Genomic DNA, 19,967 nt, shown 5'->3' on the forward strand with positions numbered 1-19,967 from the left:
AGTCTTGCGAAGAATGAAAGGGCGCTATGGTTGGGCGCCGGCTCACGCAAGGACGTTCCCTATTCGGCAGGGGTGGAATCCGTGGCGAAGCAGCTCCTGGGCGGCCTGACCGAGGCGGATCGCGCCGGCCGTCAGCACGTGCACGTCACCTTCGTGCAGAAGGCGTTCCTGGCCGACGACGGGCGGCTGCTCCTGGTGCGCAAATCGGCCGCCGACCCCTACCATCCGGGGCTGTGGGAAGTGCCCGGCGGGCGCATGCAGCCCGCCGAGGGGCTGGACGAGCACATCGTCCGCGAGGTGCGCGAGGAGTCGGGCATCGACATCGAGCCGGGGCCGCCGTTTCACATGTGGGACTGGCTCATGCGCGGTGAGGGCCGCTCCCGGGTCCGCGCGATCGCGGTGGGCCGGATCTGCCGGCCGCTGTCGCGCCGCCTGTCCCGCGCGCACCAGGTGCCCGGCGACCACATCAGCGACGTCCGCTGGGTGGCGCTCGACGAGCTTGCCGAATATCCGCTCATTCCCGGCATGGACCAGGCCGTCGAGCATTTCGTCCGCCTGCTCCGGCGGGGGCTCACCGACTCCCTCTCGGCATGACGGCGGCCCGGCCGCCGGGCGGGCGTGCGGGCCGCCTGGTCGTGATCGGGGAGATCCGGGTGGACGTGCGCGTCCGGCTCGACTCGCTGCGTTTCGCCGAACTGGACGCCAACCGCCTGCACTACGGCGCGGTGGACGTCACGCCCGCCGGGGTGGCGCTCGGCCTGGCCCGGCAGGCGGTCGGCCGGTTCGACCGGGTCGAGCTGGTCGCCAGGATCGGCCGTGACGCGTTCACCGAGACGATCCTGGCCGAGCTCGCCGCCCTGGGCGTCGAGCCGCGCCTGACCGTGGTGGAGGGGGTCTGCACCGGCCGCGTCGTGGTGGTGCGCGACGCCGGGCCGGGTGACGGGGTGCGGCTCATGGTCGCCGAGCCGCTGCCGGAGGGGCAGCTGCTCGCCCCCGCCGACGTGCGGGCGGCCGGGCGGGCGATCGCCGAGGCGGACGTGCTGTTCCTGACCGGCTACGAGCTCCTCCACCCGCGCTCGGCCCGCGCCGTGCTGGAGGCGGCGGGCATCGCGCACGCCGGCGGCACCCTGGTCTGCGTCGACATGGTGCCCCATGACCTCCACCGGCGCGTGGACTCCCGCCGGTGGCTGCCGGCGCTGCACGCGGCCGACGTCGTCGTGGCCGAGCTGCAGACGCTCAACGGCCTGCTGGGCACGCCGTGCGCGACGCCGGCGCAGCTCTTCCCGCATCTCGACGCGGCGCTGCCGGGCGGACCGGTGTGGCTGATCAGGTCGGGGGCGGGCAACATGGGCCGGTCCACGGTCTACCATCACGGCCTCGTCCACCGCGACTACGAGACCGGCTACGAGCTGGCCCGCGAGCCCATGGGGTTCGGTGACGCGGTGACGGCGGCCGAGCTGCGCTGGCTGCTGTCGGCCTGGCCGCTGAGCAGCCGGTCGGCCCACGGCAGCAGCGCGCGCAACGTCGCCAGGAAGAGCTCGCGCGTCGCCAACGTGCCGTAGGTCTCCTGCCAGCGCCACGGCCGTCCTTCGGCGGTCGCGGCCTTGCGCAGGAACTGGGTGGGCAGCGCCGCGCGGCACGGGTAGACGGCCGGGCCCGAGGCGTCCTCCACGTACAGGTAGGAGGTCCGGCGGCGGTAGAGGCCCGTCATCCCGTACGGGCCGGCCCGCAGTCCCTCGGCCTCGACGCGCTCGCGCAGGGACGGCAGGCCGGGGACGCAGTGCAGGTGCGCGTGGTCGATGCAGGCGCCGCCGCCCTGCGAGGTCGCCGGGCCGTGCTCGAAGAAGGTGACGGGCAGGCCGTACGCGCCGGCCAGCATGGCGGTCACCAGGGCACGCCAGGCGGCGAGCTTGTCCAGCAGGGCGGGCGGGCACGCGCCGAAGCACGGGCGGTGCGCGGTGGACACGATCAGCAGGTGGCCGGGCCGCAGCGGGGCGAGGTCGGGGGCGCACCACAGGTCGTCGTCACCCCACAGCACACTGGCCGCTCCCGGCACTCCGGCGTCGGCGTTCATCCGGAATCGATAACGGGCACAGAAAACGCAGTCCGTTTCTTCCGCCCGTGCGGTTGCATTGTTCCGCCCTATTACCGCGCCGTTCTTTTCCGTGGCGGTGAGCCCGGCTGCGGTGAGCCGTTCGCGCCATGATTCCCGCTCGGCCTCCGGCACCCGGCTCAAGGTCACGGTCCCGCCGGGCGCGGGGAGCGTCAGCGCCTCCGCCGCGAGGCCGGCGGCGGCCGTCAGGTCGCAGTGGACGCGCCGGAAGAACCCCGGTGGGTACGGCAGGGCCCCGCCCGCGGGCCTGCTGACCACGGCTCCCTCCACCGCGTAGCCGTCCGGGGACGGTCCGAGATGGACGAGCCCGGCCCCGTCGCGGAGGGAGGCGGCCCACTCCGGTGTTCCGCCGATGACCGCCGTGTCGCCTTCGTTCATGCGCTCCTGCTCCATAAGGGACGCCGAAATACAGGATTTATCCAGATCAATCACGAAAGGCTCCCCAAACATATTCAACGGCACCATCCCCGGCAACACCATCAATAGGTACGATGCGTGCGAGATCTCAGGCGGCCCGGCACGAAAGGGCTCGATGTACGAGATAGACCTGACCCAGGTGGAGGGCGCGCTGCGCCGGTCGACGAGCCTGTTGCGCCGGACCTACACCGAAAGCCCCGCGGGCGGTGGCGGCTGGTACCACATGCTCGAAACCCCTCCCCCGGGCGCCACCGCCACCGCGGTGGCGCTTCTGGCCTTCCACGCCGCCGGAGAGAAGCCGCACCAGCTCACCGACGCCCTCGCCTTCCTGCGGGCCAGGCAGCTCCGCGACGCCGATCCCCGCGTCGACGGCGGCTGGTGGACCAACACGAGCGGCGAGCGCCCGGTCGTCGAGGCGACGGCCTGGGTGATCCGGTGCCTGGCGACGCTCCGGTGCGACTCCCGGCCCGACTCCCCCGACCTGGACCGCGCGGTGGAGTGGCTGCGCCGCAACCGCCACCCCTCGGGCGGCTGGGGATCGTTCGCCGACTGCCCGCCGCGCACCTGGCTCACCTGCCTGGCGCTGCGCGCGCTCGTGGCGGCGGCCCCGTACGATCCGGCCGTCGAGTCCGGCGTGGCCTGGCTCCTCGACCAGCGCCTGTTCCCCCGGGCGTGGGGCGCGGAGCCGGGCGCGACGCCGAGGGTGGCGCACACGGCGATGGCACTGACGACGCTGCTGGCGGCCGGGGCCGACCCGGCCGACGAGCGGCTGCGGGGCCGGTTCGACTGGCTGCTCGAACACGTCGACACCGGCTCGCTGGACGAGAAGCACAACCGGGTGGAGAGCACGGCGGTGCGGCTGCCGAGCGCCACCGGCAGCGAGATCTGGCGGCCCCCGCCGCTCATGCACTACGCGCTGCCGGTCGCCGCCACGGCGCTCATGCGCCACCCGCGCGTGCCCGAGCCGGACGTGACGGCCCGGCTGGCCGAGGCCGTGCACCGCATCGTCACCGACCAGTGCGACGACGGCTCGTGGCCCAACAACCACGACATGAACGTCACGCTGTGGGGCGTGTGGCCGTGCGTGGAGACGCTGGCCGGGATCCGCGCGCTGCCGCTGGCGCGTGCCGCGGACCGGGTCGTCTGGGCCGAGGGCGTCGTCGTGCTCCGGCACGGAGACCGTGACCGGCCGCTGGCGGCGGCCCTGAAGCCGCTGCTGCCCGCCCGGCCGAGGCCGCGTCCGCTGCGCTGGGCGCGCCGCCACTGGGCCTGGGTGGTGTTCGCCACCTTCGGCCTGGGCGGCACCGCCGGCCTGCTGGCCGGGCTCATCGAGCCCAAGGACCTGGCGCTGGGTCTGCTCGTCCCCGTCGCGCTGCTGGTGATCTCGGCGGTCATGCAGCGCAAGCAGGCCGAGCCGTAAAGTTTTGGCGTCCCAGTCGCCCCCCGACTGGGACAAGTAGAGATTATGGCCTTCTGTCCGGTTTGTATAGATTTTTGGCCAGCTCGTGCGCCCACCATTGCGCACCGATCTGTCGGCCACGTCTGCGATCATTCCGCTCACATCGACACAGGAGCGACCATGACCGAGATCCCCGGACACCTCGTCCCTCTCCCCGGCGCCGACACGCTGGACGACGTCTACTGCGTGTCCTTCGTACGCAACCTCACCCCCGACGAGGTCCTGCGCCGCTTCGGCGTGGACGAGGACACCCTGGAGGAGGTGGCGTTCGACGACCTCGGCGAACGCTCGATCGACACCATGCGCGAGGACGCTGCCGGCTTCATCGGCGCCACGAAGGCCGGCGACTGGACCGTGGTCGTGGAGCCGGGCGGCTGGCAGCTGGCCGTCGACCCCGACGTGTACGGGCCCGTGTCCCAGGGGACGGAGGTGGTCTCGATCTGCCGCCACGACTACGCTTCCGACAGCTTCGCCTACATCGTCGACGGCACGCCGGTCGTCGCCTTCGACCCGCGCCACCCGGAACTCCCCTCGGGCGCCGACGCGGACCGGTTCGCCGCGGAGATGCGCGCGACCGGCCTGGTCCCCGGCGGTGAGATCGACCGTCCGATCGAGCGGGCCTTCGCCCTGGCCGAGCGCATCACCGGTCTGCCCTTCTCCGCCGGCCTGCTGGCCCAGCCGTTCCTGGGCGCGGAGACGCTAGACGACTGACCCGGGATCGGGCGGCAGCAGGGTCCGCCTGATCTCCTCGGCGACCCCGGCCAGCTCGTCGGTCAGGTAGAAGTGCCCGCCGGGGAACCGCCTGAAGGTGAACGCGCCGCCCGTGTGGTCGCGCCAGGAGCGGGCCGCGCTCAGGCTGGTGCCCGGGTCGGCGTCACCGGCCAGCGCGGTCACCGGGCAGGCGAGCACCCCACCGGCGTAGCGGTAGCGCTCCAGCGCCTTGTAGTCGCTGCGGATCGGGCCCAGCACGAGCCGCATCAGCTCGGGGTCCAGGAGCAGCACGTCGTCCGTGCCGTCGAGGCGGCGCATCTCGGCGATGATGCCGTCGTCGTCACGCAGGTGGACCTCCTCCGACCGCTCGGAGGAGGGGCTGCGCGCGGCCGACACGAACAGGTGCGGCACCGCGATCCCGTCGCCTTCGAGCCGCTGCGCCACCTCGAAGGCGAGCGTGGCGCCCATGCTGTGCCCGAACAGCGCCGGGGGCGGGCCGGCGAGCTTGCGCACCCGCAGGAAGATCTCGTCGGCGAGCGCGTTCAGGTCCTCGACGCACGGCTCGGCGACCCGGTCCTGACGGCCCGGATACTGGATGACCAGGACCTCCAGGCCGGGGCTGAGCGCCTGCGACAGGGGCACGAAGAAGCTCGCGGAGCCGCCCGCGTGCGGGAAGCACACCAGGCGCGGCGCGCCGGGCCGGGGCTCGTGGAAGCGGCGGACCCACAGGTCGCCGTGGTAGGGGCTCATCGGCGTTCCAGGTTCGTCATGTGGCCGGCGACGCGGTCGGCGGTGGGGCGGTGCAGGGTGTCGACCACGCGCCCGTCGGTGAGGAAGACCACCGAGTCGGCGTAGGAGGCGGCGACGGGGTCGTGCGTCACCATGATCACGGTGCGGCGGTGCCGGTCGACCATCGCGCGGATGAGCTCCAGCACCTCCTTGGCGCTGCGGGTGTCGAGCGCGCCGGTCGGCTCGTCGGCGAACAGCACCGCCGGCTGCGTGATGAGGGCGCGGGCGATCGCGACCCGCTGCTGCTGCCCGCCGGACAGCTCGGCCGGGCGGTGGGAGCTCCGCTCGGCGAGTCCGACCTCGGCCAGGGCGCGCTGCACCTGGTCGGCGGCCGGTTTGCGGCCCGCCAGCAGCAGCGGCAACCCCACGTTCTGCGCGGCCGTCAGCGCGGTGATCAGGTTGAACGCCTGGAAGACGAAGCTGATCCTCTCCCGGCGCAGCGTGGTCAGCCGCTGCTCGTCCAGCCCGCCCAGCTCGACGCCGGTGAGGATCACCTGGCCGGAGTCGGGCCGGTCGAGCCCGGCCGCGCACTGGAGCAGCGTGGACTTGCCGGACCCGGAGGGCCCCATCACGGCGGTGAAGCTGCCCGTGGCGAAGCCGATGCTCAGATCGGCCAGCGCGGTCACCGCGGCGCTCCCGGTCCCGTACGTCTTGCGCACCGAGCGCAGCTCGACGGCGAAGTCCATGGCAGTCACCTTCTCTGTCGTCACTCTGTCGTCACTCTGGCGCGTCACTCTGGCACGTCACTCTGACAACGGGGCGGGCGTGCGCACGGCCGCCGTGGCGGTCAGCGTCGTGGCGAGGATGGCGAGCAGGGCGCTCGTGGCGGCGAACGCGAGGACGGGCGCCCACGGGACGGCCAGCGTGGCCCCGGGCACGACCTGGGTCAGCGCGGCCAGCAGCCCGGCGAAGTTGATCGCGGACGCGGCGGTGGCCAGCACCATCGCGGCCGCCGCGATCACGACCGACTCGGCGAGCAGCGCCGCCACCGCCTGCCGTGACGTGGCTCCGAGCAGCCGCAGCAGGGTCAGGTCGCGCCGCCTGGCGGTGGCGGCCATGACCATCGTGTTGACGATGGCGATGCAGCTGTAGACGATCGCGATGCCGAGCGTCACCAGCATGCCGATCACGCCGGTGCCCTGGTCGCTGTTGCCCACCGTGGCCGCCCATTCGGCCTTGGTCAGCAGCGAGGCCCCCAGCTCGCCGCTCCGCTCCCGCAGCGCCGCCGCGGCCTCGCCCCCGGCCTGTACGTACGCGGCCTCGGCCGGGCGCGGGCCGGTGTCGGAGACGTCCAGGTAGAAGTCGCCGCCTCCGGCGCTGTCGCCGACGACCGCGGCCACGGTGAGCTGGACCGGCTTGCCGCCGTCCGGCGTGACCGTGACGCGCTGCCCGGCGCCGAGCTCCCAGATGTCGGACACCACGATGCCGCCGGGCCCGAAGTCCTCCAGCGTGCCGTCGATCAGCGGCAGCGAGGTCATCGCGGCGAACCGCTGGGCGTCGGTGGCGTAGCCCCAGAACCCGTCGGCCAGGCCGGCCTCGCCGGTGACCTGGACGGTCGTCGGCGCGAGCGGGGCGATCCGGACGCCGGGGATCTTCCGTGCCCGATCGAGCGCCTCGGCGCTGATGGCGGGGCCGCCCTCGGGCACCAGCACGTAGTCGGCGCGTAACCGCTCGCCCGCCTCGACCGACTGGGCGTGGCCGATCGTCTCCAGCGCGCCGAGCAGGCTGATCGACATGCCGGCGGTGATGAGGATGGGTAGCGTCGTCGCGGCGGTGCGCCGGGCCATCGTGAGGGTGTTCTCCCGGACCAGGGTGCCGATCGCGCTGCCGCCGCGCGCCCACGGCAGCGTCAGCAGCCTCAGGACGGGCGGGACGAGGGCCGGGGCCAGCAGCGCCACGGCCGCGACCAGCGTGAGCAGCACCCACAGGTAGACCACGGGGACCGTGGCGAGCTCCGGCAGCACGGCCGCGACCACGCCCATCCCCATGAGCGAGATCAGCAGGAGCGCGACGCCCCAACCGGTGCGCGCGGACCTGCCGGGCCGCGCCCCGGGCGGGTCGCCGGCCGACTCGCGCAGCGACTGCGTCGGCCGGATCGTCGCCGCCCGCCGCGAGGCCACCGACACGCTCAGCGCCGTCAGCCCCATGCCGCCGAGGCAGACCAGCACGAGCGGCACGGGCGAGATCGACACCTCGAACCAGGACGGCGCCAGGCCGCTCGACGCCAGCACCGAGGCCAGCACCGGCGCGCCCACGAGGCTGATCACGACCCCGGCCACGCAGCCGATCGCGGCCAGGAGCAGCGCCTCGATCACGATCATCCGCCGCACCTGCTGCGGGGTGGCGCCGATCAGCCGGAACAGCGCCAGCTCACGGGTGCGCTGGATCACCGTCAGGGCGAAGGTGGAGGCCACGATGAAGACGGTGGCGAACCCGGTCACCCCCGCCGACACGCTGAGCAGCACCACGGTCCCGGTCAGCGCGGCGCGCTGGCCGGGGAAGCCCGTGAGGGCCGAGTTCATCACCAGCGCGATGGTGGCGATGATGCCGACGCCCAGGGCGAGGGCGACGAGGGACACGACGAAGGCCACCCACCGCTCCCGGAGCGTGCTCATCGCGATGCTCAGCACAGGCGAACCTCCACACCTTCAGCGACAGAGGGGACGACGTCGGCGACCGTCTTGACGGCCGCGCTGACGATCGTGTTGACAGTCGGGGTCGACGAGCCGTGCGGCGGCCGGACGGGCCGCGTGCCGAAATCCCCCGGATGGCTCGATACGCAGGCTAATCCTGCCCGTCAATGGACAGAATTCCAATACTCCCGCCAAATATAGTGAGACTATAGCATTTCATGAAAGGGTGCCGTTTCAGCATTTCAATGAGGCCCTCCGGGTGCCTGCTCCACGACCGAGGTGGAGTTAGCTACCGGTGGGAAGTAGCACCCCCTTTACCGACACCTGCCAGGAAACCTGACACGATGTGTGCATGACGGATACGGACTCGCGGGAATGGTGCCCGGTCCTGCTGCGCCGCACGCAGCCCGGCGAATGCGCCGGGTGCCCCAACCGGGCGCGGGCGGAGCCGGCGGCTGACGACCCGTCCGGGCGACCGGCCGACGGCGACCGCGACTGACCGGCGTGAGCCTCCCGGCTGGTCAGGACCCCAAATACGCGACCCGTATCCCGCCCGTACTGTTGTGCACCGAAATATTGTTCTTCGCGCCTTCGGTGGCGCGTACTCCGACGTCCGGCTCGCCGATGCCGCTGCGAATGTCGAGCGCGTAACCGTCACTTTCGGGCACCTCCACGTCGATGTTCCCGGCCTGCGAATCCGCCCGCACCGAGCCCGGCGGCCGGACGAATCTCAGCGCGATGTCGCCCAGCTGGGCGCTGACCTCGACGTCGGCCGCCCGCAGCCCCGTGCCCGTGATCGCGCCGGTCTCCGTGGCCAGCCGCAGCTCCCCGGTCAGGTCGCGCAGCGTGATGTCGCCCTCGGCGGTCCGCGCCTCCACGGCGGTCCCCGCCGGGACCCGGATCGTGTAGCTGACCCAGCAGGCCCCGATCAGCAGGTCCTCGTCGCAGCGCGCCTGGATGCCGAGCGTGTCGCCGGACCACCGCTCCGTCAGCGCCGGCCGGGGGCCCGACCAGGTCAGCCGCCGTTCGACGTCGACCCGCCCGGCCTCGCCGGGGAGCAGGCGCACCTCGCCGATCCTGAGGTCCACCGTGACGCGGGCGGCCGGGCGCTGGTGGGTCTGGCGCTGCGTCTCGCTCTGCCTGGCCAGCCAGGACCACAGCGTCAGGCCGATCAGCACGGCGATGAGCAGCGCCGCCCCCACGCCGAGCGTGATCCAGCCCGCCCGGGCCCGGCGTGAGGCGGTCATGCCTTCAGGTATTTCAGCACGGCGAGCACCCTTCGGTGGTCGGTGTCCGTCGTGGGCAGGTCGAGCTTGGTGAAGATGCCGTTGATGTGCTTGGCGACGGCGCTCTCGCTGATCGCCAGGCCCATCGCGATGCCCGCGTTCGACTTGCCCTCGGCCATGAGGGTCAGCACCTCGCGCTCGCGGGCCGACAGCCGGGAGAGGCTGTCGGGCCTGCGGCGGACGAGCAGTTGCGACACCACCTCGGGGTCGAGCGCGGTGCCGCCGGCGGCGACCCGGCGCACGGCTTCCAGGAACTCGCGGAAGTTCGCCACGCGGTCCTTGAGCAGGTAGCCGAGGCCGCTGGACTCCCCGACGAGCAGTTCGGTGGCGTACTGCTCCTCCACGTACTGCGAGAGCACCAGCACGGCGACGTGCGGCCACCGCTCGCGGACGACCAGCGCGGCGCGCATGCCCTCGTCGGTCTGGGTGGGCGGCATGCGCACGTCGACCAGCGCCAGGTCCGGCTGGTGTTCCTCGACGGCGGCCAGCAGCCCGTCGGAGTCGGAGGCGGTGGCGACCACCTGGATACCGGCCAGCTCCAGCATCCGGACCAGCCCCTCGCGCAGCAGCGCGGAGTCCTCGGCGATCACGACACGCACGGCATCTCCACGTCGATCACGGTCGGCCCGCCGGCCGGGCTGTCGATGCGCAGCTCGCCGCCGACGGATCTGACGCGGTCGCGCAGCCCGCGCAGGCCGGAGCCCTTGTCCAGGCTGGCGCCGCCGCCGCCGTCGTCGGCGATCCGGATGCGCAACCGGTCGTCGCGCCGGTTGACCTCGATGTGCACGTTGTCGGCCTCCGTGTGTTTGGCGACGTTGGTGAGTGCCTCCGAGACGACGAAGTAGGCCGCCGCCTCGATCGTCCGTGAGGGTCGTGGCCGCACGTCCACGGTGAGGTGGACGGGAAGCGGCAGCCTGGCCGCGATCCCGGACAGCGCGGCGTCGAGGCCGCGGTCGTCGAGGACGGCAGGGTGCAGCCCCCGGACGAATCCGCGCAGCTCGGTGAGGGCCTGCTTGGCCTCCTCGTGCGCGTCGGCGATCAGCTTGCGGGCGTCCGGCGGGAGGTCGGAGAGCAGCTCCCTGGCGATGCCCAGGTTCATGGCCAGGGAGGTCAGGCGTTGCTGGGTGCCGTCGTGCAGGTCGCGTTCGATGCGCCGGCGTTCGGCGTCGGCGGCGTCGAGGAGGCGGATCTGGTTCTCCGACAGCACCTCGACGCGGCGGGCGAGCTGGTCGACGTGGGTGGAGGTGAGCAGGCGGGTGGCGACGGCGGCGTCCCAGGCGGCCAGGCCGCGCACCACCCACGGGGCGCCGAACAGGCACAGCAGCCCGGCCGCCGTGAGCGCCAGCAGCGTGGCGGGCTCGTGCAGGCCCCAGCCGAAGCCGTTGCGGGCCGGCAGCGCCCACGCGTAGCCGATGATCGTGGCGCCGAGCAGGCCGGCCGTCCAGAGCGTCACCGAGACGGCCGCGCCCAGTGTGAGCACCAGGCCGCTGAGCAGGCTGTAGGCCAGGCGCGAGCGGACCACCGGCTGCTGGAGCTCGGCCCGTACGCGCGAGCGCAGGCCCTGGCCTTCGGGGGGCGGGTGGACGGCGGCCGGGATGGGTGCGCCGCGCAGGGCGGCGAAGCGGGAGCGGTGCATGCGCGTGCACGTCCGCCCGCACCACAGCAGGGCCGACAGGGGGAGCCAGCGGACGCCGACGAGGGTGAGCATGACCACGGCGGAGCCGACGACGCTGAGCACGGTGAACGCCAGCATCCCGACGGCGCTGCCCGCGGCGATCTGGAACGTGGCCAGCCAGGTGCGGGCCTGCCACGGCGCGCGTAACACCCGTCCCCCGACGGTCACGAGCCCTCCCCGTTCTCCACCCGTTGCGGCCGAATCCGTTGGTAGGCAATCATGCGCCCGCCCCCGGGACAAGCCCGCGGTGATCACACCCTGGCCAGGGGGTCGCGCTCGTGCTCGCGCAGCCCGACGCGCTCGTGCGCGCGGCGCATCCGGCCCGGCGCCCACCAGTTCCAGCGGCCCAGCAGGGTCATGGTGGCGGGCAGCAGGAGGCAGCGCACGAGCGTGGCGTCGACGATCACCGCGACGAGCAGGGCCACGCCGAGCTGTTCCATGTCGCCGATCTTCGAGGCGCCGAAGCAGGCGAAGACGATGCCCATGACGGCGGCGGCCAGGGTGATCAGCCGTCCGCTGTGCTGCAGGCCGTGGCGTACGGACGTGTTGGTGTCGTGCCCGCGGTCGGCGTACTCCTTGATCCGGGCCAGCAGGAACACGTGGTAGTCCATGGCGAACGCGAACCCGAACGCGAACACGGTGACCAGCAGGTAGACGCTCAGCCCGGAGACGGGCAGGGTGTCGAGCGGGCCGGACAGCAGGCCGTGCTGGAAGAGCAGGACGAGCATGCCGTACGTGGCCGCGAGCGACACGATGTTGAGCACGACCGCGACCAGCGGGGCGACGACCGAGCCGGTCATGAGGAACAGCAGCACGAGCATCGCGAGCAGGGCGACGGCGACGGCGAGCGGCAGGTCGCGGGAGGTCCGGTCGAGCAGGTCGAACATGCCGGCGGTCTCACCGGTCACCCACGAGCGGACGCCGTCCGGCCGGTCGGCGCGCAGCCGGTCCAGCACCTGTTCGGCGGCGGGTCCCTGCGGGTCCCCGTGGACGAGGATGCCGACGGACGACAGGCCGGGGCCCTCGGCGCGGGGCGGCTCGATCCTGGCGATGCCGGGGTCGTCGCGGAAGGCGGCGCTCCAGGCGGCCAGCTCGGCGGGGCCGGTCTCGGCGACGACGCGCAGCGGCGGGTTGCTGGTGAAGCCGTAGTGGGCGGAGACCTCGCGTTCGACCTGGAGCGACTGCGTGCCGGGCGGGACGCTCTCCGCGCCGGCCATCCTGATCTGGAGCCCGGTCAGCGTGCTCCCGGCGACGGCCAGCACGAGCAGCACGCCGGCCAGGACGAGCACCGGCACGCGCTGGGTGACCCGGGCGATCCCGGCGAACACCCCGTTGTCCGGCCGGGTCCGCACCCGTGCGGGCTTGACCCGCTTGCCGAACAGCCCGAGCAGCGCCGGGACGAGGGTGACCGCGGCCAGCATGCCGAGCAGGGCCGAGGCGATGCCGGCGGCGCCCATCGTCTGCAGTCGGGGCTGCTGGATCACCAGCAGGCTGGACAGCGCGGCGGCGACGGTGAGGGCGCTGAACAGCACCGTGCGCCCGGCGGTCGCCCACGCCCGGCGGACGGCCTCCGGCCGGTCGTGTCCGGCCGCCAGCTCCTCCCGGTAGCGGGCCACCAGCAGCAGGCCGTAGTCGATCGAGAGGCCGAGCCCCAGCAGGTCGACGACGCTGAGCACGGTGTTGTCGATCTGCAGGACGCGGGTCGCCAGCAGCATCAGCCCGAACGACGAGGCGATGGTCGCCACCGCCGTGATCACCGGGATGCTCGCGGCGAGCAGGCCGCCGAACACGAAGACCAGCACCACCAGCGTGATCGGCAGCGAGTACATGGTCGCGTTGGCCATGTCCTGCTGCGCCATCGCGTTCGTGTCGTCGGAGATCAGGTCGATCCCGCCGAAGCGGACGCTCACCCCGGGCCGCTCCTCGGCCAGGTCGCCGAGGCGCTCCTGCGCCTGCCGCAGCGGCACGCCCTGGTCGCCGGCCTTCACGAGCCGGACCTGCACGGCCGCGCCGGTCCCGCGGTCGCCGGCGTACGGCTCGCCGACCGCGTGCACGCCGGGGATGGCCCGCACGTCGGCGAGCGCGCGGGCGAGCTCGGGGGCCGCCCGGTCCATCCCGGCGACCACGGTGGTGAACTCGCGGCCGTGCGTACGGCCCTCCACGAGGGCGCGCTGGCCCTCGTCGGCCTCCAGGCCCCTGATGTAGTTGGCCGAGTTGACGGTGTGGAGCAGGGGGCCGACGGACGTCCCTCCCACGACGACGATCAGGATCCAGGCCGCGAGAACCCATCCTCGGCGGCGGTAACAGAAACTGCCGATCCGACTAAGCATGCTCTTCACTGTGGCAGCGGGGAGAGCGGCTGTCGGGAGTGCCTGTTGCCGTTTCCGGGTGGTACTAGGTACAGCCCCCGCCCGGACGTGACGAAGTCCCTGACCGGGGGCCCGGCCAGGGACTTCACGCACGGGCGCGGTCACGCGCCGCCGCTCGGCAGCCGCCCTCCGTGCGGTGTGTTGACGACGTCGCGGACCGACGGGTTGAGCACGGCGGCGACGACGAGCAGGCCCATCATCGCGGTCATGCCGAACACCGAGTTCGTCACGCCCCACCAGCTCAGCGCGGCGCCCGCGATCAGGCTGCCGAGGAAGTTCGCGCCGGAGCCGAGCGTCATCATCACGCTCAGCACGCGGCCGAACAGGTGGTCGGGCGTCACCTGCATGGTGTAGACGGAGCCGGCGACGTTGAACACGCCGGACACGTACCCGTTGAGCGCGAACACCGCGGCCAGCGGCCACGGGTCGGTGACCACCGCGAGCGGCGCGATGCAGATCGCCCAGACGAGCAGCCCGCCGCAGACGAGCGTGCGCATGGTCACCCGCTGGCGCCACATGGTGGCGGTCATCGCGCCGGCCACGCCGCCGATGCCGCCCGCGGTGACGACGAGGCCGACGATGGCGGGCGAGTGGCCGCCGTCATGGATGACGGCGAACAGCGTCAGCGTCATCCCCATGAAGATCATGTTGCTGGCGGAGATGAGCGTCATCGCAGCCCGCAGGAACGGCTGCCCCCACACCCATTGGACGCCCTCGCGGATCTCCGCGTACAGCCTGCCGCGCGGCGGCGGCGCGCCCTCGGCCTGGAAGCTCTTGCGGATGAACAGCAGCTGCACCAGCGAGATCACGTGCATGACCACGGTGAGCAGGAACGGCGTCCAGCGCACCAGGCTGAACAGGAAGCTGCCCAGCGGGTTGGCCAGCATGTTCACGCCCTGCATCCGGGCCTCGTTGCGGCTCAGCGCCACCGGCACCTGGCTCTCGTGCACCAGGTTGCGCACGGCGGAGCGCTCGGCCAGCTCGTAGAAGATGCTGAGGCTGCCCTGGACGAACGCGGCGATGATCAGGTGGGGCAGCCAGATCGCGTCGGCGAGGACGGCGACGAGCACGCTGGCGGCCGTGACCACGCACCCGAGGTCCGAGAGGATCATCAGGCGCCGCCGGTCGAACCGGTCGACGAACGCGCCCGCGGGCACCTGGACCAGCAGGTGCGGCAGCGAGGTCGCCGCCGCGATGAGGCCGGTGGCCACGGTGGACCCGGTCTGCCAGAGCACCAGCAGCGGGTAGACCGTCATGGTGAGCATGGCGCCGAGCGAGGTGAACCCGGCGCCGGTCCACAGGAGCATGAAGTCCCGGTTGCGGCCCAGCGGGACGATGTTCTCGACGGGGCTCTCGACCGGGTCCTTGACCGGCTCGGAGGACTGGGTGGCGCTCATCGGTTCACCTGCCCGAGGTGGGCCTTCAGCAGGGCGGCGATCTCGGATAGCGGGCCCGGATCGGCCATCTGGTGGTGTGCGCAGGAAATCTCGTACTCCTTGATGCTCCCGGCGACGTACGGCCGCCACAGCTCGCCCGGCGATGCCACCGGCTTGCCCTCAGCCGCCGTGAAGAACAGCAGGTCGCCGTCGAAGGCGGCGTCCGGCGGCTGAGATCCGATGCCCTCCTCGTTGCGGTAGACGCGGTAGAGCGAGCGCAGCGTCGGCTCGTCGAGGTCCGTCAGCGGCGCGCCGTTGTCCTTGATCGCCTGAAGCGGGGACTCGATGTCGCTGAGGACCTCGCGCAGCAGGGCGAACGACAGCGGGCGGCCGTCCAGGGCGCTGGTGTCGACGCCGGTCTCGCGCAGGATGTTGCCGATGAACTCGGCCTCGGTCGGCACCTCGCCCGGCTCCTCGTCGGGGTAGGCGTCGAGCATCGCCAGCAGGTCGACCTGGTGGCCGAACCTGCGCAGGTGCACGGCGACCTCGTGGGCGATCCGGCCGCCCCACGACCAGCCCAGCAGGCGGTAGGGGCCTTCGGGGGCGACGGTGCGCAGCTGCTGGGCGTAGTCGGCGGCCATCTCGCCGATCGAGCGCGGGCTCAGGTCCGGCTGGGCGATGCCGCGCGCCTGGATGCCGTAGATGGGCTGGTCCGCGTCGAGCATCCCGATGAGCCGCGCGTAGGGCCAGGCCAGGCCGCCCGCCGGGTGCACGCAGAACAGCGGCGGCCGGCTCCCCCCGGTCTGCAGCGGGAGCAGCACCCCCAGCCCGGCGTCCTTGGCGTCGGAGCCCAGCCGCCGGGCGAGCGCCGCGGCGGTCGGGGCCTCGAACACGACGCGCACCGGCAGCTCGTGGCCCAGCACCGAGCGGATCCGCGCGGCGAGCCGGATCGCGAGCAGCGAGTTGCCGCCCAGCTCGAAGAACCCGTCGTCGACGCCGACCCGGTCCAGCCCCAGCACCTCGGCGAACAGCCGGCAGAGGGTCTCCTCCCTGGCGTTGCGCGGCTCGCCGCTCGACACCAGGCCGGACAGGTCGGGCGCCGGCAGCGCGGCCCGGTCGAGCTTGCCGTTGGCGGTGAGCGGGAAGGCGTCCAGCACGACGATCGCGGCGGGCACCATGTGGCCGGGCAGCCATTCGCCGGCGAAGCGCCGCAGCGACACGGCGAGCTCGCCGGTGCGGCGCGCGCCTGCGGGGTCGTTGACCGTGTCCGGCCACCGCCTGTCCGCCCGGGCCAGGTAGAGGCCGTCGAGCGCGGCGGGCGCCGCCGCGTGCGGCAGGAAGACCGCGTCGAAGGCGTCGGCCCGGCCGCGCGACCAGGTCAGGTAGACGGAGTGGCCGGTCCTCGCCGCCCAGGCGTGCAGCGCCTCGGGGTCGGCGGCCGGGATGGGGGCGGTCAGCTGCGCCCGCACCAGCTCCGGCGACACGCCCTGCGTGAGCGCCTGCGCCGCGGCGACCTCGTTGACCAGGCGCGCGTTCGGGATGCCGGTCACGCGGACCGGCCGGCCGAGGCGCCCGTCCAGGTCGCCGAGGCCGTGCACGTCCCTGCCCCAGACGAGCTCGGGCACCGCCTCCACGGACCGGCCGGGGACGGGCGTCTTGTGCAGCACGACCTCGTAGCGGTGCCGGGTCAGCTCGTTGTGGTCGGCGCCGCGCTTGAGCCGGATGTCGACGGCGCCGACGCTGCCGTTCTCCTCGGCCAGGGTGGTGAAGAACTCGGGGTCGATCACCAGCTCCCGCTCCAGCCGCATCGCCCGCTCGACGCCGGCGAGCATGGCCTGGTCGGCGGCCTTGTTCTCCCTGCCGAACTGGATCGCGGTGTGCAGCGCGCGGAGGGTCTCGCCGCGGCGGACGTCGCCGACGAACAGCCTGCCGCCCGGGGCGAGCAGGTCGATCGCCTGGTTGAGCACCTGCCGCAGGTAGGCGCCGTTGGGGAAGTACTGGACGACCGAGTTGAGGATCACGGTGTCGAAGAACCCGGCCGGCAGCCCGTCGGTCACGTCGGCGGGCTGGGAGCGCAGCCGTACCTTGTCGGTCAGGCCCTGGGCCTTGACGTGCTCGCCGAGCAGCGCGATCGCGGAGGGCGACAGGTCGGTGCCCCAGTAGGTCTCCACGTCGTCCACGAGCTTGGCCAGCAGCAGGCCGGTGCCGACGCCGATCTCCAGGACGCGCCGGGGCCGGTACTCGGCGATGCGCGCGATCACGGCGGCGCGCCAGCTCTCCATCTGGTCGAGCGGGATCGGCTCCCCCGTGTAGCTGGAGTCCCAGCCGCCGAAGTCGGTGCCGAACGGGGTCTCCTCCAGGTCGGTGTGCTCGATGGACTCGTGGAGCTTCAGCCACTCCTCGACCTGGCGGCCGGCCGCGTCGTCGTCGCCGCCCGAGGGGACGACGTAGGCGACGAGCTGGTCCGCCCGCGCGACGGCGACGGCCTGCGCCACGCCGGGGTGCTGGACCAGGGCGTTCTCGACCTCGCCGAGCTCGACGCGGAAGCCGCGGATCTTGACCTGCTCGTCGGCGCGGCCCAGGTACTCCACGGTGCCGTCGTCGCGCCAGCGGACCAGGTCGCCGGTGCGGTACATCCGCTCCCCCGGCGCGCCGAACGGGCAGGGCACGAAGCGCTCGGCCGTGAGCCCGGGACGGTTGAGGTAGCCCCTGGCCACCCCGGCGCCCGCGAGGTGCAGCTCGCCGGTGACCCCGATCGGCACGGGCAGGCCGTGGGCGTTGAGCACGTAGGCGCGCACGTTCCACAGCGGCCTGCCGATGACCTGCTCGCGCTCGCCGGCCATCCGGTGGTAGAGCGCGTCGACCGTGGCCTCCGTCGGCCCGTAACAGTTGTAGACGGCGGTCCCGGTGGCGCTCGCGAGGGCGTCGAGCAGCGGCTCGCTCATCGGCTCGCCGCCCACGACCAGCACCTTCGGGGGCGCCTCGGCCAGCAGGCCGGCGGCGACGAGCTGCTCGGCGAACGACGGCGTCACGTCGACCAGGTCGAGCCGGTTGGCCCGCGCGTAGGCGACGAACGCGGCGGGGTCGTAGCGGCAGTCGTCGTCCAGGACGTGCAGCTCGTGCCCGGCCAGCATCCACAGCAGCCCGGCGACCGAGGCGTCGAAGGAGATCGACGCGGCCAGCGCCACCCGGAACCGCCCGTCGCCCGCGAGCGGGCGGTACAGGCCGGCCAGGTGGTCGTGGAACAGGTTCGCCACGTTCGCGTGGGTGACCACGACGCCCTTGGGCGTCCCGGTGGACCCGGAGGTGTAGATCACGTACGCGGGGTTCGCCGGGTCCGGCGCGGGCAGCCGGACGGCGGGCGGGTCGGCGGCGCGGTCGCCGTCGATCAGCAGGGTGTCGACCCCGTCGGGCAGGTCGCCGCCGCCGAGCACGTCCGAGCGCGAGACGACGACGGCGGGCGCGGCGTCCCGCACGAGGTAGGCGATGCGGGCGGCCGGGTAGTCGGGGTCGACGGGCACGTAGGCGGCGCCCGACTTGAGGACCGCCAGGATCGCCACGATCAGGTCCGGCGAGCGCGGCAGCGCCACGCCGACCAGGCGCTCCGGCCCGGCCCCCCGCGCGGCGAGCTCGGCCGCGAGACGGCCGGCGCGCTCGTCGAGCTCCGCGTACGTGAGCGCGGCGCCGCCGGCCACGACCGCGACCGCGTCGGGAGTGCGGGCGGCCTGGGCCTCGAACAGCTCGGGCAGGGTGGCGCGCGGCACCTCGTGCGCGGTGGCGTTGTTGGTGACCAGCACCCGCTCGCGCTCGGCGGGGTGCAGGACGTCCACGCCGGACACCGGGCGGGCCGGGTCGTCGGCGAACGACTCCGCCAGCCGCACCAGCCAGCCGAGGACCCGCTCGGCGAACTCCCGCTCGAACAGGTCGGTCTGGTAGTCCAGCCGCAGCTCCAGGCCGGTGCCGGGGGCCACGGCGAGCGACAGCGGGTAGTGGGTGGCGTCGGTGCCCGCCGTGCCCACGACGCTCACCATCGCGCCCATGTCGCGGTCGGCGTCGGTCGCCGGCGGGTAGTTCTCGAACACCATCAGCGTGTCGAACAGCGTCCCGCCGCCGGCCAGCCTCTGGATCTCGACCAGGCCGAGGTGGTGGTGGGGCAGCAGCTCGGCCTGGGTGCGCTGGAGCCGGCCGCACACGTCGGCGAGCGAGTCGCCCGGCGTGATCCGCAGCCGGACGGGCACCGTGTTGATGAACAGGCCCACCATGTCCTCGACGCCCGCGATCTCCGGCGGCCTGCCGGAGACGGTCGCGCCGAACACCACGTCGTCGCGGCCGAGCAGCCGGGCCAGGGCCACCCCCCAGATGCCCTGGACCACGGTGTTGACCGTGAGCCCGGCCCGGCGCGCCTGCCGGGTGAGGCCGTCGGTGAGCTCGGCGCTCAGCGTGGCCGTGACCGTGCCGGGCAGCCCCGGGATGTGGTCGCCGAGCTCGGGCGCGACGAGCGTCGGCTCGTCCAGGCCCTGGAGCTCCCGCGTCCACGCCTGCCGCCCCGCGTCGGCGTCCTGCCGCGCCAGCCACTCCAGGTAGGTCTTGTACGGGGTCACCGGCGGCAGCCCGGCCGGGTCGCCGTGCTGCCGGTAGAGGGTGAGCAGGTCCCTGAACAGCGGCGGCGCCGACCAGCCGTCCATCAGGATGTGGTGGTGCGTGAGCACCAGCAGCGTCCTGCCCTCGGCGCAGCGGATCACCATGATCCGCAGCAGCGGCGGCTTCGCCAGGTCGAACCGCTCGGCCTGGTCGGCCAGGAGCAGCCGTTCCAGCTCGGCGTCCCGGTCGGCCTCGGGCAGGTCGGCCAGCTCGATCCGGCGCAGCGGCACCTCCACGTCGACGGGGATCAACTGCACCGGCGCGCCCCGGTTCTTGCGGGTGCGGAAGCAGGCCTTCAGGTTGACGTGGCGTTCCAGCAGGGCGCGGACGGCGACGCGCAGCGCCTCGATGTCGAGCTCGCCGTGGAACTCCAGGACCGTCTGCGGCATGTAGACGTCGACGGCGTCGTGGTCGTAGAGGGAATGGAACAGCATTCCCTCCTGGAGCGGCGACAGGGGCAGGTAATCGGCCAGACCTCGGCGCTTCATGAGCGGACTC

At 73.2% G+C, this 19,967-nt stretch carries 14 protein-coding genes and 1 pseudogene; 5 read left to right on the forward strand and 10 right to left on the reverse strand.

Features of this window, described 5'->3' with window-relative positions; genetic code table 11:
* Positions 1 to 81 precede the first annotated feature (81 nt).
* Both AB0G11_RS19920 and AB0G11_RS19925 read left to right on the forward strand, forming a co-directional pair.
* A complete protein-coding gene (locus AB0G11_RS19920) occupies positions 82 to 594 on the forward strand; it encodes an NUDIX domain-containing protein (protein WP_219508248.1) in 513 nt (170 codons plus the stop codon).
* On the forward strand, positions 591 to 1,562 hold the full coding sequence (locus AB0G11_RS19925; protein ID WP_246645559.1) for a carbohydrate kinase family protein: 972 nt from the start codon (positions 591 to 593) through the stop codon (positions 1,560 to 1,562). Before AB0G11_RS19920 ends, AB0G11_RS19925 begins: the two co-directional genes overlap by 4 nt.
* A gap of 221 nt (positions 1,563 to 1,783) precedes the next feature.
* Here AB0G11_RS19925 and AB0G11_RS19930 read toward each other — a convergent pair.
* A pseudogene (locus AB0G11_RS19930) lies at positions 1,784 to 2,593 on the reverse strand (hypothetical protein); the annotation flags it as partial.
* Positions 2,594 to 2,645: 52 nt separating this feature from the next.
* On the opposite strand from AB0G11_RS19930, the gene AB0G11_RS19935 reads away from it, so the two are divergent.
* Both AB0G11_RS19935 and AB0G11_RS19940 read left to right on the forward strand, forming a co-directional pair.
* A complete protein-coding gene (locus AB0G11_RS19935; RefSeq protein WP_219508246.1) occupies positions 2,646 to 3,950 on the forward strand; it encodes a prenyltransferase/squalene oxidase repeat-containing protein in 1,305 nt (434 codons plus the stop codon).
* 159 nt (positions 3,951 to 4,109) lie between these two features.
* The gene (locus AB0G11_RS19940) at positions 4,110 to 4,700 is read left to right on the forward strand and encodes a DUF6461 domain-containing protein (protein ID WP_219508245.1); all 591 of its coding nucleotides are present in this window, start codon (positions 4,110 to 4,112) and stop codon (positions 4,698 to 4,700) included.
* Here the strand turns inward: AB0G11_RS19940 and AB0G11_RS19945 are convergent.
* From AB0G11_RS19945 to AB0G11_RS19955, 3 genes are read right to left on the reverse strand one after another with little or no spacing between them, the layout of a single operon-like run.
* Complete coding sequence (locus AB0G11_RS19945) at positions 4,689 to 5,450, reverse strand: alpha/beta fold hydrolase (RefSeq protein ID WP_219508244.1); 762 nt, start codon at positions 5,448 to 5,450, stop codon at positions 4,689 to 4,691. The two genes, AB0G11_RS19940 and AB0G11_RS19945, sit on opposite strands and share 12 nt — an antisense overlap.
* Positions 5,447 to 6,175: an ABC transporter ATP-binding protein gene (locus AB0G11_RS19950; protein WP_219508243.1), complete on the reverse strand. Its 729-nt coding sequence runs from the start codon at positions 6,173 to 6,175 to the stop codon at positions 5,447 to 5,449. Before AB0G11_RS19950 ends, AB0G11_RS19945 begins: the two co-directional genes overlap by 4 nt.
* Positions 6,176 to 6,232: 57 nt before the next feature.
* Positions 6,233 to 8,119 (reverse strand): ABC transporter permease, encoded by a 1,887-nt coding sequence (locus AB0G11_RS19955; protein WP_219508242.1) that lies wholly within the window; start codon positions 8,117 to 8,119, stop codon positions 6,233 to 6,235.
* Between the two features lie 355 nt (positions 8,120 to 8,474).
* On the opposite strand from AB0G11_RS19955, the gene AB0G11_RS19960 reads away from it, so the two are divergent.
* Positions 8,475 to 8,621 carry a hypothetical protein gene (locus AB0G11_RS19960; protein ID WP_219508241.1) on the forward strand — a complete coding sequence of 49 codons (147 nt, stop codon included), beginning with the start codon at positions 8,475 to 8,477 and terminating at the stop codon, positions 8,619 to 8,621.
* A gap of 22 nt (positions 8,622 to 8,643) precedes the next feature.
* Here the strand turns inward: AB0G11_RS19960 and AB0G11_RS19965 are convergent, their stop codons facing one another.
* From AB0G11_RS19965 to AB0G11_RS19990, 6 genes are all read right to left on the reverse strand, one after another.
* Positions 8,644 to 9,369, reverse strand: coding sequence for a DUF4097 family beta strand repeat-containing protein (locus tag AB0G11_RS19965; RefSeq protein WP_357587325.1), 726 nt, complete (start codon positions 9,367 to 9,369; stop codon positions 8,644 to 8,646).
* On the reverse strand, positions 9,366 to 10,007 hold the full coding sequence (locus tag AB0G11_RS19970) for a response regulator transcription factor (RefSeq protein ID WP_308125896.1): 642 nt from the start codon (positions 10,005 to 10,007) through the stop codon (positions 9,366 to 9,368). The genes AB0G11_RS19965 and AB0G11_RS19970 overlap by 4 nt, the downstream gene beginning before the upstream one ends.
* Positions 9,995 to 11,251: a sensor histidine kinase gene (locus AB0G11_RS19975; protein ID WP_308125895.1), complete on the reverse strand. Its 1,257-nt coding sequence runs from the start codon at positions 11,249 to 11,251 to the stop codon at positions 9,995 to 9,997. Before AB0G11_RS19975 ends, AB0G11_RS19970 begins: the two co-directional genes overlap by 13 nt.
* 83 nt (positions 11,252 to 11,334) lie before the next feature.
* Positions 11,335 to 13,413, reverse strand: a complete 2,079-nt coding sequence (locus AB0G11_RS19980) for an MMPL family transporter (RefSeq protein ID WP_357587327.1) — start codon at positions 13,411 to 13,413, stop codon at positions 11,335 to 11,337.
* A 140-nt stretch (positions 13,414 to 13,553) separates the two neighbouring features.
* Positions 13,554 to 14,849, reverse strand: coding sequence for an MFS transporter (locus tag AB0G11_RS19985; protein WP_357587329.1), 1,296 nt, complete (start codon positions 14,847 to 14,849; stop codon positions 13,554 to 13,556).
* Entirely contained in the window at positions 14,846 to 19,957 is a 5,112-nt protein-coding gene (locus AB0G11_RS19990; protein WP_357587331.1) for an amino acid adenylation domain-containing protein, read from the reverse strand. Before AB0G11_RS19990 ends, AB0G11_RS19985 begins: the two co-directional genes overlap by 4 nt.
* Positions 19,958 to 19,967: the final 10 nt, after the last annotated feature.

This window comes from Nonomuraea sp. NPDC023979, from assembly GCF_040639085.1.
GTDB classification, from domain to species: Bacteria; Actinomycetota; Actinomycetes; order Streptosporangiales; family Streptosporangiaceae; genus Nonomuraea; species Nonomuraea ceibae.

Bases quoted from the DNA above. Each gene is read 5' to 3' on its own strand.
- AB0G11_RS19925 (WP_246645559.1), top strand. From the start codon at position 591: ATGACGGCGGCCCGGCCGCCGGGCGGGCGTGCGGGCCGCCTGGTCGTG.
- AB0G11_RS19935 (WP_219508246.1), top strand. From the start codon at position 2,646: ATGTACGAGATAGACCTGACCCAGGTGGAGGGCGCGCTGCGCCGGTCG.
- AB0G11_RS19940 (WP_219508245.1), top strand. From the start codon at position 4,110: ATGACCGAGATCCCCGGACACCTCGTCCCTCTCCCCGGCGCCGACACG.
- AB0G11_RS19945 (WP_219508244.1), bottom strand. From the start codon at position 5,450: ATGAGCCCCTACCACGGCGACCTGTGGGTCCGCCGCTTCCACGAGCCC.
- AB0G11_RS19950 (WP_219508243.1), bottom strand. From the start codon at position 6,175: ATGGACTTCGCCGTCGAGCTGCGCTCGGTGCGCAAGACGTACGGGACC.
- AB0G11_RS19960 (WP_219508241.1), top strand. From the start codon at position 8,475: ATGACGGATACGGACTCGCGGGAATGGTGCCCGGTCCTGCTGCGCCGC.
- AB0G11_RS19965 (WP_357587325.1), bottom strand. From the start codon at position 9,369: ATGACCGCCTCACGCCGGGCCCGGGCGGGCTGGATCACGCTCGGCGTG.
- AB0G11_RS19980 (WP_357587327.1), bottom strand. From the start codon at position 13,413: ATGCTTAGTCGGATCGGCAGTTTCTGTTACCGCCGCCGAGGATGGGTT.
- AB0G11_RS19985 (WP_357587329.1), bottom strand. From the start codon at position 14,849: ATGAGCGCCACCCAGTCCTCCGAGCCGGTCAAGGACCCGGTCGAGAGC.
- AB0G11_RS19990 (WP_357587331.1), bottom strand. From the start codon at position 19,957: ATGAAGCGCCGAGGTCTGGCCGATTACCTGCCCCTGTCGCCGCTCCAG.